Annotated in this window: 13 protein-coding genes; 6 read left to right on the top strand and 7 right to left on the bottom strand. The window is 27.7% G+C overall.

What is annotated here, in order from left to right:
• Positions 1 to 118 precede the first annotated feature (118 nt).
• A complete protein-coding gene (locus LXD69_RS12685; RefSeq protein WP_246915685.1) occupies positions 119 to 2,941 on the bottom strand; it encodes a gluzincin family metallopeptidase in 2,823 nt (940 codons plus the stop codon).
• Between the two features lie 194 nt (positions 2,942 to 3,135).
• Between LXD69_RS12685 and LXD69_RS12690 the strand changes: the two genes are divergently transcribed.
• A complete protein-coding gene (locus tag LXD69_RS12690) occupies positions 3,136 to 5,091 on the top strand; it encodes an endonuclease (RefSeq protein ID WP_246915686.1) in 1,956 nt (651 codons plus the stop codon).
• A gap of 834 nt (positions 5,092 to 5,925) precedes the next feature.
• On the opposite strand, the gene LXD69_RS12695 is transcribed toward LXD69_RS12690, so the two are convergent.
• Complete coding sequence (locus LXD69_RS12695) at positions 5,926 to 6,201, bottom strand: ATP-dependent Clp protease adaptor ClpS (protein ID WP_246915687.1); 276 nt, start codon at positions 6,199 to 6,201, stop codon at positions 5,926 to 5,928.
• A 32-nt stretch (positions 6,202 to 6,233) separates the two neighbouring features.
• Entirely contained in the window at positions 6,234 to 7,070 is an 837-nt protein-coding gene (prmA, locus tag LXD69_RS12700) for a 50S ribosomal protein L11 methyltransferase (RefSeq protein WP_045971523.1), read from the bottom strand.
• Between the two features lie 92 nt (positions 7,071 to 7,162).
• Here prmA and LXD69_RS12705 point away from each other — a divergent pair, with 92 nt between their 5' ends.
• Together LXD69_RS12705 and LXD69_RS12710 are read left to right on the top strand one after the other, a co-directional pair.
• Positions 7,163 to 8,380 carry a porin gene (locus tag LXD69_RS12705; protein WP_246915688.1) on the top strand — a complete coding sequence of 406 codons (1,218 nt, stop codon included), beginning with the start codon at positions 7,163 to 7,165 and terminating at the stop codon, positions 8,378 to 8,380.
• A 47-nt stretch (positions 8,381 to 8,427) separates the two neighbouring features.
• Positions 8,428 to 9,264: a CvfB family protein gene (locus tag LXD69_RS12710; RefSeq protein ID WP_246915689.1), complete on the top strand. Its 837-nt coding sequence runs from the start codon at positions 8,428 to 8,430 to the stop codon at positions 9,262 to 9,264.
• Positions 9,265 to 9,347: 83 nt separating this feature from the next.
• Here LXD69_RS12710 and LXD69_RS12715 read toward each other — a convergent pair whose 3' ends face one another.
• The 4 genes from LXD69_RS12715 to LXD69_RS12730 are packed head-to-tail and all read right to left on the bottom strand — an operon-like array spanning position 9,348 to position 14,419.
• Positions 9,348 to 10,526, bottom strand: coding sequence for a serine hydrolase domain-containing protein (locus tag LXD69_RS12715; RefSeq protein WP_246915690.1), 1,179 nt, complete (start codon positions 10,524 to 10,526; stop codon positions 9,348 to 9,350).
• A complete protein-coding gene (locus LXD69_RS12720) occupies positions 10,516 to 10,962 on the bottom strand; it encodes a PH domain-containing protein (RefSeq protein WP_152640679.1) in 447 nt (148 codons plus the stop codon). Before LXD69_RS12720 ends, LXD69_RS12715 begins: the two co-directional genes overlap by 11 nt.
• Before the next feature lie 3 nt (positions 10,963 to 10,965).
• Positions 10,966 to 13,278, bottom strand: coding sequence for a GH92 family glycosyl hydrolase (locus tag LXD69_RS12725; protein ID WP_246915691.1), 2,313 nt, complete (start codon positions 13,276 to 13,278; stop codon positions 10,966 to 10,968).
• Positions 13,279 to 13,300: 22 nt separating this feature from the next.
• The gene (locus LXD69_RS12730; RefSeq protein WP_246915692.1) at positions 13,301 to 14,419 is read right to left on the bottom strand and encodes a C1 family peptidase; all 1,119 of its coding nucleotides are present in this window, start codon (positions 14,417 to 14,419) and stop codon (positions 13,301 to 13,303) included.
• 183 nt (positions 14,420 to 14,602) lie between these two features.
• Between LXD69_RS12730 and LXD69_RS12735 the strand changes: the two genes are divergently transcribed.
• The 3 genes from LXD69_RS12735 to LXD69_RS12745 all read left to right on the top strand — a co-directional run bounded on the left by LXD69_RS12735 (position 14,603) and on the right by LXD69_RS12745 (position 17,760).
• Entirely contained in the window at positions 14,603 to 15,442 is an 840-nt protein-coding gene (locus tag LXD69_RS12735) for a 1,4-dihydroxy-2-naphthoyl-CoA synthase (RefSeq protein ID WP_246915693.1), read from the top strand.
• A gap of 223 nt (positions 15,443 to 15,665) precedes the next feature.
• Positions 15,666 to 16,268, top strand: a complete 603-nt coding sequence (locus LXD69_RS12740) for a PH domain-containing protein (protein ID WP_246915694.1) — start codon at positions 15,666 to 15,668, stop codon at positions 16,266 to 16,268.
• Positions 16,258 to 17,760: a PH domain-containing protein gene (locus LXD69_RS12745; protein WP_045966854.1), complete on the top strand. Its 1,503-nt coding sequence runs from the start codon at positions 16,258 to 16,260 to the stop codon at positions 17,758 to 17,760. Before LXD69_RS12740 ends, LXD69_RS12745 begins: the two co-directional genes overlap by 11 nt.
• Positions 17,761 to 17,796 lie beyond the last annotated feature (36 nt).

A 17,796-nucleotide genomic window follows, 5' to 3' on the forward strand; every position in this document is an offset into this window, starting at 1 on the left:
AGACTTATCTTTTTGAAAATTATTATTAATATCGTATTTTTTATAGAAATATAACATTAAATAGAGGATTATGTGGTTTTTTGTTGATGATAATTCAATAAAAAATCATATTCAATGATTAAAACCATTTTCTAGTAAATAATGAAATAAGTGTTTTTGGACTTAACGTTACAATAAATCGGATTTTTTGCCCATAATTTTTATCATTTAATTCAAAACCATTTGAAGAGTAAACAGGTAAGAATAATTCGAAATAATCAGGAACTAAATTTAAATGTATTCCAGAATCATATACAAATTCTGCGGGTATAAATTTGTTTTTTAGTACTCCAATATCGCCATATACTTGTACCCAATTCCATATATTAAACGAAGCGTTTACAGTTGTCATCCATTGATTTGCATAGCGAGTATCAAGGATAGATTTAAAACCACCTTCTGCATTGACAAACTGCTGGCTAAATAGGCCTGTTGATTCACTTCTACCTAATAAATTTGTCTGAAATGTATAATCAGCAGGTTTGTCTAATCCAAATGTAAATAAATCAGACTTTGTACTTCTATAGATGAAGTTTCCAGCAAAAAATCTTAAACTTAATTGTCTATTGTTTTCAAATAATTTTCTATAATTTATTTCACTTGTGATATTTCCAAAAGAATTTGAGATTTGTACTTGATTATAAAAACTAAATAGTTTAGTACTTTCAGATTGACTATTTAAATGAGAAACACTAAAAACAGAATATTTCGATTCGGCTTTGTTTATTGTTGTATTTGGCGCTGATTCTCTATCAATAAATAATTGTCTAATTTGAATAACTTCTTTCTTGTTTGATCTAAAATTAGGATCTCTAAAAACAAATTGAATAGATGGAATAACGCGTGTGTATTTGGCATTTGGAGCATAATGAGATTGATTACCGCTTATAGAGTAAATGATTCTGTATAATTTTCCATCATCTCGTATATAATCATCAACGTTAGCAGAAAAATCACCAATTATTTTTCCAGTATTTGTAGAGTAAAAAGGAGCAATGCTAAATGAGAAAGGTTTATTGAGTAATGATTTATTATTGAATCGTACTCCAAAAGCAATTCCATCGTATAAATTAAATTCAAATTCAGGAACATAAAATAACTGATTATAATATGGGTCTTCTAAGTCTTTATAAAAATTAAGTTTTAAAGGTCTATGGTTAAATAAGAAACCTCTCAATGATTTCCAATTATTTCTTAAATTGTATTCTGGAACTTCATTATTATAATTTAGAACTAATTTATCTACATCATTTCTAGGTAAAATAAATGTTGTGTCTGTTTTTATGTTTTCAAGCCAAGTTTTTGAAATAATACTATCGTTTTTTAGTTGATAGAGTGAAATAGGTACATTTGTCTTAGTTTTATTTTTAATTTTAACCGTTACCTCATTCTCTGTTTTTTTAATTTTGCCAAATTTAAAATCAATTAAATCTCTACTTTCAATTATAGTTTTAAAAAACCAATTGATATCTTTTGTTGTTTTACTTTTTAAAATTGTTTCAAAATCGGTTTTATTTGTTTGATAGGTTTCATTTAATTCTAAGAATTCTTTAATAGAACTTAGAACAATTTCATTTTCTAAATAGCTATCTAAATATTTGAAACTTAAACCAGCTCTATATTTATTAGCAATTTGTTCATTAAATTTTATTAGCCTGTTTTTTGGTTCATTTAGAGGTTGATCTAAGTTTTTTCTAGCCATCAACATGTATAAATAGTTATACTGTTCGTTAAAATCGATATTAATGAAGTGATAAGATTTTAATAGTTTTAGGTTGGCTAAATTTCCAGTCATTTTTACATTAGAATGATATTCATCAATATATTGCATCATTAAAAAAACTTGAATTCCGTCATAAATCCATTGGTCTTTTCTAGGTGTTAGTTGTAATGTTAACTTTAAATAATTATTTAAATATGTTTTTAAAAACATTAATTCAAACATTAACTCATCTGAAAAAGGACTTAAAAATGTGGGTAATTGATTTAATCCATAAAATGGTTGACGATTGTAATCTTCTTGCGATACTATAATTTTTTCTATTTGACTTTTGCCAATTTTGTCATTAATAAAATGTGTTATTTTATCAATTATTATTGCTTTTTGTACATTTTCTAATTTTGTATTTAAATTTGAACTTACCTCAATAATTTCATTTTTGTAGTTTATAAATTTTTCTTCTGTAGAAATAATTGCTGTGACATCAGATTTGTTTTTTCCAGTAAATTTATAAGTATTATACTCTTTGTTTGTTACTTCAATCTCATTATCCGTGTTTAAATCACAAGTAATAAAATAGTTCTTTGGAATCTCAAATATAATTTCATAGTCAGAAAGAGCATTTGAAATATCATCTAAGTTCTCATTACTTTGAATAATAAATTGTTTATCTTCAAAACGGGCAGGAGCAAGGAACCAATTTTTTAAGTATAATCTTCCATCATTATTAAACCCATATCTAGTAAATCGATCATTCGGAATTTTAACAGTATATGAAAGCGTTATTTTTTGATTTGAAAAAGGAGTGATTGGTTTTGATAATTTTACATGGACAATATCAACATGTTTTTCATTTCGATGCCAACTTAATGGTTGAAAATTAATGTCTAATATCGTATTTATTGTGGTAGCACCTCTATCATTATCTTTTGCTAAATGAAAAGCTCTGATGTATTCATCTGAAAATCGCTTAGCTAATGCCGAATTTTTTGAAGAAAAAGCATTGTTCCAATCATTTAAAGCAATACTATATATAGTATCATTCGTATTATTTACATAATTTAACTCTTGTTTTATTAGCAATGTATTTTCATTAGTGTTTGCCCTAACATTAAGAAAGGAAGTGTGCTGAGCAAAACCAAATGAACTTATTATAAATAGAATTAAACTTTTGATTTTCAAAATGATGTTTTATTTAGGATTGTAATTTTAACAAAAAGTTGCGTTAAATTATATCATAATTTCCAGATAAAAAAAGAAAATTGTAAAATTAGTTTGACAATTTTCATTTTTTTGAAGATTTGTTGATAAAACAACTTAATTGAGCTATTCTTTGAATGATAAATGAACTACCTTTGAAGTTAAAGGTAATTATTATGACTCAAAAAGTACTTTTTTTTCTTTTTCTTTTTAATTTTTCTTTCTCACAAATTGTGATTAATGAAATAGATGCTGATACAGCAGGTTCAGATCAACTTGAATTTATAGAATTAAAATCAACAAATCCTAATTTTCCTTTGGACGGATATGTATTAGTTTTTTTTAATGAGACCAATGTTTCAAGTTATTTTACTATCGATTTAGATGGTTATACTACTGATATTAATGGGATTGCTCATTTTGGAAATACAATGGTTTCTCCTTCTCCAATGGGGAGTTTTTTTAACGGAGCTATTGAAAATGGTCCTGATATAGTTGCCTTATATCAAGGAAGTTCTGATGATTTTCCTTACAATGCTTCTACATCAACAGGAACCTTAGCTACAACTACAAATTTAATTGATGCTTTAGCTTATTCTAATAGTACAAGTCAACCTACAAATTTAATGTCCATTTTAAATGTAACTATTTGTACAAGAGAAAATACTACACAGTCTGTTCAAAGAAAAAATGACGGAACTTACGAAGCAAAAACGCCTACACCTGGTATTAATAATGATGGTTCAGGAATTGTAATTAATTATTTAACTATTTTAACTAGCCAAAATAGTTATATTGAGGGAGAAAATTTCAACATTGTTTTTACAACAGATACACCTGTAACTGATCAAGATTTGGAAATCAATATTACACTTACTAATGGAAATTTTATGGTAAATGATTATATTGGATCAGGTAGTTTAACCGTTTTAATACCAGTTGGAGAAACAACAACTCAAACGAATATTAATATTTTTGACGATACTACAGATGAAGGAGATGAAGAAATGCTTATTGATGTGCAATCATTACCTTTTGGTTATGCTTCTGCAAATGATAATATCATAATAAGAATATATGATAACGATTATATTGTTCAATCTTATGGAACACCGCTTAATCCTACATACGGATTGGTTGCACCAACAATTCCTGCGGGTTATTACGATTCATTAGAAGGTTTGTCTGGTGATGCATTAAGACAAGCTTTACAAGATATTATTGCAGACCCGAATACAGTGCATGCTCATAATTATGGAGATATTGTATATATTTTGAAAGAATCTGATAAAAATCCGAAAAATTCAAATGAAGTTTGGCAAATGTATGTCGAAAGTCCAAAACCAATTTTAGATTATCAAACAGGTTCAAGTAATATTGGAGTTTGGAATAGAGAACATATTTTTCCACAATCTAGAGGTGGTTTTTCTGGAGGAACAGATTCTACTCCAGATGGAATCAATGTGTGGTTGCCTACAAATGCAGATGATATCCAATCAGGTCATGGAGATGCACATCATATTAGAGCAGAAGATGGTGCAGAAAATTCAAGTAGAAGTAATAAAGATTATGGATTAGATTATAATGGTCCTTCTGGAAGTCAGGGAAGTTGGCATGGTGATGTTGCAAGAGCTTTGTTTTATATGGCAGTTCGTTATAATGGTTTGGAATTAGTAAACGGAAATCCTCCAGATAATACAGCAAATCAATTAGGAGATTTAGCTTCATTGTTAACTTGGAACACACAAGATCCAGCAGATGACTTTGAAATGAATCGTAACAATTATATTTATACTTGGCAAGTAAATCGTAATCCATTTATAGACTATCCAGAATTAGCAGATTATATTTTTGGAGCAAATTATGGAGACACATGGTCATTTACTTTATCTAATCAAAACTTTACAGAAAATAAGATTAAAGTTTACCCAAATCCTACAACTGATTATTTAATAATTTCTGGATTAGAAGATGAATCAAAAGTTGAATTATATACTCTTACAGGACAATTAGTTTTAGAAAAGGTATTTAATAATGAAACTAATTTAGATTTAGATTTAACATCAGGAATGTACTTAGTTAAAGTCACTAATGGAAATAAAACGGATTATAGGAGAATAATAGTAAGGTAAAATAATATCTTTTTTGACTCGTCCTAAAAAATCGATGCAGGTTTGTTTATTAGCTAAAAATAGGTAATTAAACACTTGCATGTTTTTTATAAGTTCTCATTTTGGAGTTACTACCTTTGGATGGACGAATTAATTAAGTCCTTCTACTGTAACTTTACAAAATGGAAAGACAGAAAAGAATTCACAGTTTAGAACTGCAAAGCAATCATTTAAGCTAAAGGCAGTTAACCAACGAGGTAGCTCGGTTAGTGTTGCTAATGAACTAAATGTTAGCTCTGATAATGTAAAACGTTAAAAAAAGGAGTTTATTACCAAAGCAAAAGAAAGTAGATAGTCCAAGAATAGCAAAAGAGTTGGAAACGTTAGGATTTAAAACTTACAAAGAGTTAGTTAGAAAGTTAATGTAAAAACCTCATTTGTAAAGTATTATAAAATGTAAGTTCAAAATAACTACAAATTCTTCCCATAAATATGCTGTTTTAGAAAATAAATTGAAAAGAGAGTTTAGAGTAATTAAAAGAGAATACAACTTGGATACAGTCATCACTTATATCAGAGCTGTCAAGAAAAGGAATTGTTGATATAATGCTGTTGTGGAAAGTTTTTCAAAACATTTTACAGTATCAAAAGAAGGTACAAACAATTAAATAATTTAAACTATTTTAGAATATCAAAAAAAATAATTAACAACAATTTAAAAATGATCGCTTAAGGTCTTAAGGTCTATCAAAATTGTCCATTTTTTTCTAGGAATTCCACTTCTATGTATCGCTATTTTAGGACAAGACATTTCAATAAAACAAAAATCCGACATTACACTGTCGGATTTTTGTTTTATTGAATTTCTGCACTTAAACCAGCCTCAAGTAAACTTGAACAATAAGGTATAAGTTCTTCATAATTTCCAGTTTTTACGGCACATTGACCTTTATAATGTACTAATAAAGCACATTGTTCAGCTTGTAATGCTTCATGATTACATACTCTTACTAAAGTATTAATAACATGGTCAAAAGTATTTACATCATCATTATATAAAATGATTTCATTATTTATACCTATTAACTCTTCAACTAAAAGTTCTTCTTTTATTTTTTCTATCGTACTCATTTTTAGTTAATTAAAAATTAGTCCAAAATTAATTATTGTTTTACATATTTCAAAGCAACCCAGTTGTTTCTTTCGAATTTTTTAACATAATTTAGTCCTTTTTCTATACATGAAGCATTAATTATAGAAATATCTTCAGTATAAAAACCACTTAAAAATAATATACCGCCTTGATTTAAACAATCAACATATTGTTGCATATCATTTAAAAGGATATTTCGATTAATATTTGCAATTATAACATCGTATTTTTTACCTTCTAATAAAGTAGCATCACCTTCATATACTGTTATATGTTTACAATTATTGCGTTCCGCGTTTTCAATTGAATTTAAATAACACCAATTATCAATATCAATAGCATCTATTGGTTGTGCGCCTTTCATTTCAGCAAGAATAGCTAAGATGGCAGTTCCGCAACCCATGTCAAGTGTTTTTTTATTAGTTACATCAGTTTCTAATAAATGTTGAATCATCATGTGAGTTGTTTCATGATGTCCTGTTCCAAAACTCATTTTAGGTTCTATTACAATATCAAATTCTGCATTTGTTTTTTCATGAAATGGAGCACGAACATGACATTTTCCATCTACATCAATTGGTTCAAAGTTTTTTTCCCATTCTTCATTCCAATTTACTTGATCAATTTCTTCAAAAGTATATGAAATTTTAAATTCTTCGTTTTTAAGAATGTAAATATCATTTAATATATTTTCATTCCAAAATTCTTTTTGAACATAAGCTGAAAGACCATTTTCATTTTCAACAAAACTTTCAAAAGCAGTTTCTCCTAGTTCTGCTAATAATATTTCAGAGCCTAATTCTACTGGTTCTATTGTAAAATGATATCCTATATATATGTTTGACATAGTGTAATTTTTTGCAAAGGTAATTAAAGCTGTATATATTATATAAATTATTTTAAATTTGCACCCAACAATAACACACTAACATACAAAAAATGAAATTTTTAATTACTACACTATTCTTTATTTTATCCATTTTAGGGTTTTCGCAAGAAAAAAAAGATTCAATAAAAAATAACGATTTAAAGTTGGCAGCATTGCCCTATTATAGCTATGGAAAAGGACTTGGAATTACTTCTCCTGATAGTTTATTTCAATTGAATATTCGCTTTAGAATGCAAAATAGAGTTACTTATTTTGATGAAGAGGATAAAGATAACAGATATGAAGCTCATATAAGAAGATTGCGTTTACGATTAGATGGTTATGTTGGTAATCCAAAGTTTCTATATGTAATCCAGCTATCATTTGCACCAGGAGATGTAGGTGTTGTTGAAGAAGGAAGTAATGTGAACATTATTCGTGATGCGGCTTTTTATTATAGACCAAATAAAAAATGGAATTTTGTTTTTGGACAAACAAAATTACCAGGAAATAGACAACGTGTTAATTCTTCAGGAGCTTTACAATTAACGGATAGAACAATTAATAATGCAAGATTTACAATTGATAGGGATTTTGGTGTTCAAGCATATTACTTGAATGAAAAGAAAGATGTTTTTTCATATAATATTAAAACAGCTATTTCAACAGGTGAAGGAAGAAACTGGACAAAAACATCTGATGATGGTGTTGCTTTAACAGGAAAAGTAGAGTTGTTTCCTTTTGGATCATTTAAAAAAAATGGAAGTTTTTTTGAAGGAGATATTTTAAGAGAGGAAACACCTAAATTAATGTTATCAGGTGTTTATCATCAAAATAATAGAGCTGTAAGAACTCAAGGTCAATTGGGTAATGAACTTTTTGCTCCTAAAACTATGCGCTCACTTTTTGTAGACGCTCTATTAAAATATAACGGATGGAGTTTTATGAGTACTTATATGCAACGCGATGCAAAAGATTTAATCACATATAATCCAAATGATATTACTGATTTCAATTATGTTTTTGCAGGAGAAGGAATGGATTATCAATTAAGTTATGTGTTTCCAAGTAATTACGAAATTGTAGGGCGTTTTTCTACTCAAAATGTAAAAAATGAAATAAAAGCACTTACACCTGATACAAAACAATTTAGTTTAGGTCTTACACGTTATTTGTGGGAACACGCATTTAAATTACAAGCAGAAGTAACGTATAGTCAATTAGATTATTTAAACAATGTGACAAAGAATAATTGGTACACTAGAATTCAACTTGAAATAGGTATTTAATTTATTAAAATCAATTAACTACCTTTGTAAACAATTTAGAAAAAATTATGTTAGCAATAGGTCAATACAATACATTAAAAATACTTAGGGATACAAAAGTAGGACTTTTTTTAGGTGATGGAGAGAACGAAGAAAATGATGTTTTATTACCTAATAAATATGTTCCAAAGGAATTTCATATTGATGATGATATTACTGTGTTTGTATATTTAGATCATGAAGAAAGACCTGTAGCAACAACATTAAAACCGTATGTTAAACTAAATGAATTTGCACACTTAAAGGTAAATTATATTAATAAATTTGGAGCTTTCTTAAATTGGGGATTAGAAAAAGACTTGTTTGTGCCTTTTAAAGAACAAGCCAGACCAATGGAAGAAGGTAAACGGTATTTAATTTACTGTTTTATGGATGAAAAAACCAATAGAATGGTTGCTTCAAGCAAAACACAACAGTTTTTAAACAATGATGAAATTACAGTTGAAAATGGAGAAGAAGTTGATTTAATTGTGTCTCATATTACTGATGCAGGAGTTAATGTAATTATAAATGAGAAACATAGAGGGTTAGCTTATAAAAATGAAGTATACGAGGATATAAAGCCTGGTATGAGAGTAAAAGGATATATTAAGAATGTTAGACCAGATGGAAAAATTGATGTTTCACTTCGAAAGTTGGGCGTTGAGGCAATTGAACCGTCATCACAAATTATTCTTGATGAATTGAAATCAAATAGAGGTTATTTAGGATTAAATGATAATTCACATCCAGAAGATATTAAAACTGTTTTAAAAATGAGTAAGAAAGTTTTTAAAAAAGCAGTAGGTAATTTATATAGGCAAAAACTTATTGAAATCAAAGATGATGGAATCTATTTGATATAATATTAATTTTTATTTTTAATCCAAATTATAAAAAAAGCCTATAAAATTAATTTTATAGGCTTTTTTTAGAACATTAAGACTATTTATTCTTCTTCAACCTCAAAAGGATAATTTCCGAATAAAGAAGATAATCGCTTTGTTTGATAAACTTTTCGAGTATATTTATTTGATAAAGCTATCATTGTAACAGTGTCTTTTTTCAATGTAATATATGCCGAAGTATTGCCATGCCACCAGCCATTATGATAATATAATGTTGTATAATCATCCCATTCGTTTAAACGTATACCTAATCCATAATTTTTGACTCCTTTTTTTTCATAGCTATATCCTTTGTAAGCAAGCTCTTTAATTTCTTTACTTAAAAAGGTATTTGAATATGTTGCTAAATCAAATTGAAGTATATCTTGAGGTGTTGAATAAATGTTTTTATCACCATAAATAGCATCTAAATGATCAAAAGGAATTTCTTGCCATGTGCTTTTATAAGATTTAGAAATAGTATCTTTTTGCTTGTTTAATTCAAAAACAAAAGTATTTTTCATTCCAATAGGTTCAAAAAGTAATTTATTCATAGCTTCAGGAAATGATTGCTTTGAAATTTTCTCAATGACTAATGCTAATAAAGCATAATTTGTATTACAATAACTAAATTTAGTATTAGGAGTAAAATCGAGTTTAATATTCTTGGTGGATAGTAATGATAAAATATCAGTATTTTTAAGTGTTTTTGTTTTATCCCAAATGGAATCATTCTCACTAAAATAAGCATAATTAGCTAAGCCACTTCTGTGATTTAAAAGAGATTCAATAGTTATGTCTTTATATGGGAATTCAGGAAATATCGATTTTAATGTTGTGTTTAGTTTTAACTTATGATCGTCAATTAATCGTAAGATAACAGATGCAGTCATAACTTTACTTACAGATGCTAAATGTAATGGAGTAGAAGCTGAAATTTTCTCTTTCTTATTATAATTAGAAAAACCTTGGTAATCTTCAAATATTATTTTTCCATTTTTTGCTACTAAAAACGAACCGCTGAAGTTGTCTATATTAATATTTGTATCATAAAAGTGTTTTATTTCAGTTTGTTTTAGTTTGGAATAGTCTTTATCTAAATTGGGGAAAGAAGGAATATAATTTATTGTAGAATTGATTTTATTTATAGGAGCTATATTTTTTATTTTCTTCTCTTGACATGAAAAAAAGGTAGTACTAATTATAAAAATAAGCAGTACTGAACGAAAATTAGAATGCATTTTCAGAATTTAGTATTAGTATATTGGGGTTAATTTCGAGTAGGCTTTTCAGAAAGGCTTCTTCATTTGAAGGTGATATATATATATCATCGTAGGTATTATAAGTAATAATTAAACCTTTTGAATTTAGTGCTAATTTCCATGTTACGGGAACAATAATACCATTATGATTTTGAATTTTTTTTATTGATTTTATATCAATTTCTTTATTAAATGGACCAGATACACAAAATAAGGTTGAATGCTTTATTTTATATTTAGTATGCAATAAAATCCAAATCAATAGTACTACACTTAAATAATTTATTGTAGCTACAATAATAAAACTTAGAATATCTTTAGTAGAAAAGGCAGGATAAGTAACCCCAATAAGCATTATAACTATACTAAAAAATATAGTCTTATTAAAAGTGCTTATTGAGGATCTAAATTGCAAAAATTATTTTTTTATAAATTTTTTATTTGGCTTAGAACTCATATAAAAGATAAGTTCACTACCATTTTCAATATCTTGGTGGCGCAAAGATAGAGTATTAATTAATTTTCCATTTAACTTAATTTTATTTACATAGATATTCTTATCATTATTATTGATCGTTTTTATAGTGAATTTATTGCCATCTTCTAAAGAAATAATAGCTGATTTTATGGATGGACTTCCTATTGAATATTCAGTAGAACCTGGGTTTACAGGATAAAATCCTAATGAGCTAAAAATATACCAAGCACTCATTTGTCCAGCATCATCATTACCACATAAACCGTCTTCTTTATTGCTATACATTGTATTTAAAATCATTCTAACTCTTGATTGCGTTTTCCAAGGTTCGTTAGTAAAATTATATAAATATGGAATATGATGACCTGGCTCATTTCCATGAACATAATTTCCAATTATTCCATCTCGTGTAATATCTTCATTATGTTCTATGTATTTATCTTCTATAGGAGTTGTAAAAATTTTATCAAGATGTTTTGAGAATGCATCTTTTCCATCCATCATTTGAATCATTTTATCTATTTGATGTGGAACATAAAGTCCATAATTCCATGCGTTTCCTTCTATAAAGCCTTGTCCATGTGTGTCTAACGGATCAAATTCTTTTCTCCAATTTCCATTAGCTAATTTTGGTCTCATGTAACCAATTTCTTTGTCGTAAACGTTTAAATAATTTTCAGAACGTTTTAAATATTCATTATATTTTTCAGTATTATTTGCTTTTTTTGCAATTAGAGCAATACACCAATCATTATAAGCATATTCTAACGTTTTTGAAACAGAAGAAGAACTTTTATCTTCAGGAACATATCCTAAATTCATATAATATTCTAAACCATCAAAATAAGGAACTGTTGCTGTATTTGATGAAGCTAAAAGTGCTTTGTTTAAATCAACATCTGTTGTCCCTTTTGCTATAGCATCAGCAATTACTGAAACAGCATGATAACCAACCATACACCAATTTTCGTTAGCATAATGACTCCAAATAGGTAACATATTATGCACACTTTGATCGTGATGTGCTAACATAGACTTAATCATATCATTATTCTTTTTAGGTTGAATAATGTTGTATAACGGATGTAAAGCTCTGTAAGTGTCCCAAAGAGAAAAGACAGTATGATTTACAAAACCATCTGATTTATGTATGTTTTGATCTAAACCTCTATAGCTTCCATCTACATCTTCATAAATTATAGGACTTAACATACTATGATACATAGCAGTATAAAATGTTTCTTTTTGTTCTAATGTTTCAGTTTCAATGTCAATTTTTGAAAGTTCTTTATTCCATTTTTCTTTTGTTTCATTTTTAACTTTCTCAAAGTCCCAATGTGGTAATTCGGTATTTAGGTTTAATAAAGCTCCATTAGTACTAACTGAGGATAAAGCAAATTTAATTTTGATTTTTTCATTTTCCTCTGTCTTAAAATTAAAGTAAGCTCTTAAATTTTTTCCAGCCATTTCTGGAAAATTGTGCTCTTCATTAAATTTTCTATAGAAACCATTATACTTTGTTTTATCATATTTTTTATGACCATAACTTGTAAATGGTCTTGAAAATTGCATAGCAAAGTACACAAATTTAGTTCTTGCCCAGCCATTCGTTTGTTTGTAACCTGTAATTAAAGAATCATTCTCTACTCGAATAAATGTCCAAGTATTTTTATCATCGTGCAAATAAATATTTGAGATTAAATCTAAAATAATATGAGCATCATCTGACTTTGGGAAAGTATATTGATGAAAACCAACTCTATCTGTGGCTGTTAATTCAGCTTTGATATTATAATCATCTAGTTTTACACTATAATATCCAGGTGAAGCTTTTTCGTTATTGTGAGAAAATTGAGAGTGATAACCACTTTTAGGTTGTTTTGCATCGCCAGGATTTAAATTTAAAACACCAGTTGTTGGCATTATTAAGAAATCACCTAAATCAGAATGCCCTGTTCCACTTAAATGTGTGTGACTAAAACCAAAAATAGTAACATCATCATATTGATAACCTGCGCAATATTTATAAGTGTCTGGATTGTATTTTCCATCTTCAGTAAACATTACTTGTAAATTTGTTTCAGGACTTAATTGTACCATTCCAAAAGGAGTTGTTGCTCCAGGGAAAGTATGTCCCATATTTTTTGTTCCAACTAATGGATTTACAAATTGAGTAAAATCTTTATTTTGTGCAAAAATTGAAAAACCAATAAAAAATAATAGGTAGCTATATTTTATTTTGTTTGGATACATTGCGTTGTTGTTTGTTTTTGAATTATAGTTGTAGTGCTTTTTTTGTTTTTTTCTCTAGACCATCTTTATGTACTAATACTGAAATTGCTTTTAGTTTTACGTATGGAACACTCATATATAAATAACCTCCATTTGCAACTTTTTTTTCATCACTTCCCCAAGAATTTTTAATTTTATAGTATAAGTTTCCTTTTTGGTCTTTTACTGTTCCCACAATATGCATTAAGTGATCATCAGTTGTTTCAAAATTTTCAAATTCTGCCTGACGATATTCTGCCGAAACATTCATTTCTTCAATAATTTCAGTTAATCCTTTTTTCGCATCATCTTCAATTTGAGGAATAAATGCAACACCATTTTTAGCAGAGAAAGTTTTTTCGGACACATCACAGTCAAGTGCTAATGAATATCCTTTTGATAAAGCATAATCAATATTTGAAACAAATTCATCTAGTGGTAAATTATACATGCTACCATTTGAAAAATTGTCAGGAATATTTAAAATAAATGATTTATAATTTTCATGATGAGTAAAAGAAGTTAGTGTAACGTAGTTTTCTGGTTTTATCTTCATTTTTTCCATAAAACTTTTTGGAGTATATTTTTCCCCTTCAAAAACAAAATCATTTGGATTTTCTCCTAAATAAGTATCTAAAACAGCATTAATAGCTGATTTCCATTTTGGAGAAAGCTTCTTTGCAGGATTAGCTACATACGTTTTTACCATAGCTTCTAAAACGGCAACCATTTCAGCATGATTGTGCGTTTTTTCTTCTTCTGTTAAACCTGTATAAACAGAAACAGGAACTAAACCATAATTAGCAACACTATTTAATACATCGTGAGATAAACCTCCTTCACTAAATTGTGCTTTACCTTGTCTCATTACATAATTTTCAGCCTTTTTAGGATAAGTATTTCGTACTTGATACATTTCTGATAAATCAACTGTTTTACCAGTTAATCGTGTGATTTCTGATTCAAGGAATGATGAAGTAGAAAAACTCCAACAAGTGCCTGTTTGTCCTTGTGAAATTACAGGTGTTGTTTCTAACTCTATAACCGATTGAAATTCATATTCTTGTGCATTAACACAAAACATTCCTGAAACCAAAAGTAAGCCTAAATATTTATTTTTCATGGGAGTAAAATTTTTAAACATGCAATATAATGCAAAAAATGAATTATTTTTACTGAAAAATAAGTTTAAATTATCCAATAACAAAATTTAAAAAGAATGTGAAATACTAATCTTTTATCTTTAGAATTGCTTAAAAACGATTTTATTTATAAATAGGTTAACCTTTGTAAACAAACTAATTATATGAGTACAATAAACTGGAAAACAGTAAGAGAATTTGAGGATATTACATATAAAAAATGTGATGGAGTAGCACGTATAGCTTTTAATAGACCAGATGTTCGTAATGCTTTCCGACCAAAAACAACAAGAGAATTATTAGAAGCTTTTCATGATGCTCAAGAAGACACATCTATAGGTGTAGTGTTGCTTTCTGCGGAAGGACCTTCGTCTAAAGATGGAATATATTCATTTTGTAGTGGTGGAGATCAAAAAGCTCGTGGACATCAAGGATATGTAGGAGATGATGGTTATCACAGACTGAATATTTTAGATGTACAACGTTTAATCCGTTTTATGCCTAAAGCTGTTATTTGTGTTGTCCCTGGTTGGGCAGTTGGTGGAGGACATTCTCTTCATGTAGTTTGCGATTTGACTTTAGCGAGTAAAGAACATGCTATTTTTAAACAAACTGATGCAGATGTAACAAGTTTTGATGGAGGATATGGTTCTGCATATTTAGCAAAAATGGTGGGACAAAAGAAAGCGCGTGAAATTTTCTTTTTAGGTAGAAATTATTCAGCACAAGAAGCATTTGAAATGGGAATGGTAAATGCAGTTATTCCACATGATGAACTAGAAGATACGGCTTATGAATGGGCACAAGAAATATTAGCAAAATCGCCAACATCAATTAAAATGTTGAAATTTGCTATGAATTTAACAGATGACGGAATGGTTGGTCAGCAAGTTTTTGCAGGTGAAGCAACTCGTTTAGCTTATATGACTGATGAAGCAAAAGAAGGAAGAGATGCATTTTTAGAAAAACGTAAACCAAACTTTGAAAAAAAGTATTTGCCATAAATATTTAAAAAAATATGAAATCAGTAATACATAACTTGTTTTACTGATTTTTTATTTTTAGTTAAACTCGAATTTTTAAATATCAAAAATAAAATAGTATTCATCGTTTGTGCTAATGATGAGATAATTTCTTTTGTTTACTTAAAGAATTTGATAACGAAGAATTACGAAAACGGAATCGATATATTGCAATTAAGAATTTGAATGAATATTATAATTAATTATGGAAGAATTTAAAAATGAACTTATTGATATAAAAACCTTACCAAAGTTTGAAGAAATACAATATAACGATTTACATCCAAAATATTTTAGAGTAATTCTGATAAATATATGTATTTTCTTTTTCATTCTATTATTAGGAATCATTTCGGTGCTATATATAAATGAAGAAATTTTTACAAATAGAATTTGGTTGTTAATAGGAATTATTTATCCTATTTATTTAATTATAATGATTTTGTATTACAATTTAAGTTTCAAAAAAAGAGGTTATGCTTTTAGAACTCATGATGTAATCTATAAATCAGGATTGATAAGAGAAACGACTGTTATTATTCCTAATAATAGAGTGCAACATGTAGCTTTGCACCAAGGTTTTTTTTCAAGGCTTTTCGGATTAGCAACAATTGAACTTTTTACGGCTGGAGGAAATAGTAGTGATTTAAAAATTCCAGGATTAGTATATGAAGAAGCATTACGTATAAAAAGTATGATTTCTTTGAAAATAAATGATGCTGTTGATAAAATTGAGAATAAAGTTGAAGATGAAAGAGTAACTAATAAAGAGTCTCAAAATATAGAAGAAGAAAACAATGAGAACTAATTTCGACTTTACTGTTCCTCAACGTCAGTCTCTTATAGGAGTTCTTGTATTATTTGCAAATACATTACAAAAATCAATTAGAGCCTTTTGGCCATTATTGGTTGTTTTTCTATTTAGAAAAGAATTATTTGATAGAATGTATGTATACATTGGTATCATCATTTTAATTTTATTAATAGCAATAATTGCATTTCTTAAATATTGGTTTTTTAAATTTTATATCGATTCAGATTTAGAAGAATTTGTAATTGAAAGTGGTATTTTAAATAAAACGAAGACAACTATTCAGTTACATAAAATTCAAAAAGTCGATATTAATCAAAGTTTGATTCAAAGAATATTCAATGTTCACAAACTAGAAATTGATACAGCAGGAAGCGATAAAAAAGAAGCTTCGATTGGTGCTATTTCAGAAGAAATGGCTGTTAATTTAAAAAGTAGATTAATTGAAAACTCAAAAAAACAAGACTACAATGGGAATGTTGATGATTTTCAATCAGAACAAGAACCAAAATCATTCATAACGATTAGCTTAGGAAGTTTAATAAAAATTGGTTTCACAGCTAATTATATGGCAAGTTTAGCGTATCTATTTCTTGTTTTTTCCACCATTTCCGAAAATCTAAAGCAAATAGGACAGGAATCGTTAATAGATGATAATGTTAGTAAGCTAGATGAATTTCCTTTAACCACAGTTTTAATGATTGCATTAGGGTTGATTATTTTTTCTGTTTTATTTATTAACTTAGTAATGACAATAGTGAAATACTTTAATTTCACAATAAAAAGGGATGAAAACACATTTATTCTCTCTTATGGGTTAATCAATCTTAAAAACACAATTATTAATCCAGAGAAAGTTCAAATTATAAAATGGACGCAAAACTTTTTTCAAAGAAAGCTAAATGTTAATACAATTGAAATAAAGCAAGCATCGAGTGACGAAAAAAGAGCTAAAAATAAAGACAAAACAAAAATTCCTGGTTGTAACAACGATGAAAGAATTGAAATTTTAAAGTTATTGATTGAGAAATTACCAAAGTATGAAAAAGAATTACATCCAAATATTAGAAAACTTTTATTGAATAGTTTTATTTTCATCCTTATTCCTGTTACCATAGGATTATTTGTCAATAACTACAATAATAAGTTTGAAACGGTTCAAGCAATAGGATTAGCAACTCTGTACAGCTTATTTATAGGCGTTATTATACTGTTTTCTTATAAAAACTATAGATTGTATACATCAACTGATTTTATTGTTAAAAAAAGCGGTGCTTGGGATATTGATTATGAACTCATTCAACCTCATAAAATTCAAGGTATAAAAACATTTCAGCTATTTTGGCAAAAAAGAACAAATATAGGTTCAGTAACTTTATACACCGCAGGAGGAAATATAAGTTTTCGTACGACAAACTATTCAGAATTAAAAAAATTAGTAAATTATTGGTTATATCAAGTTGAAGTTTCAAAAAGAAACTGGATGTGAGAAACTTAAATAACAAATTTTAGGATACAATATTTA

The sequence above is a fragment of the Flavobacterium sediminilitoris genome (assembly GCF_023008245.1).
In the GTDB taxonomy this organism is placed as follows: domain Bacteria; phylum Bacteroidota; class Bacteroidia; order Flavobacteriales; family Flavobacteriaceae; genus Flavobacterium; species Flavobacterium sediminilitoris.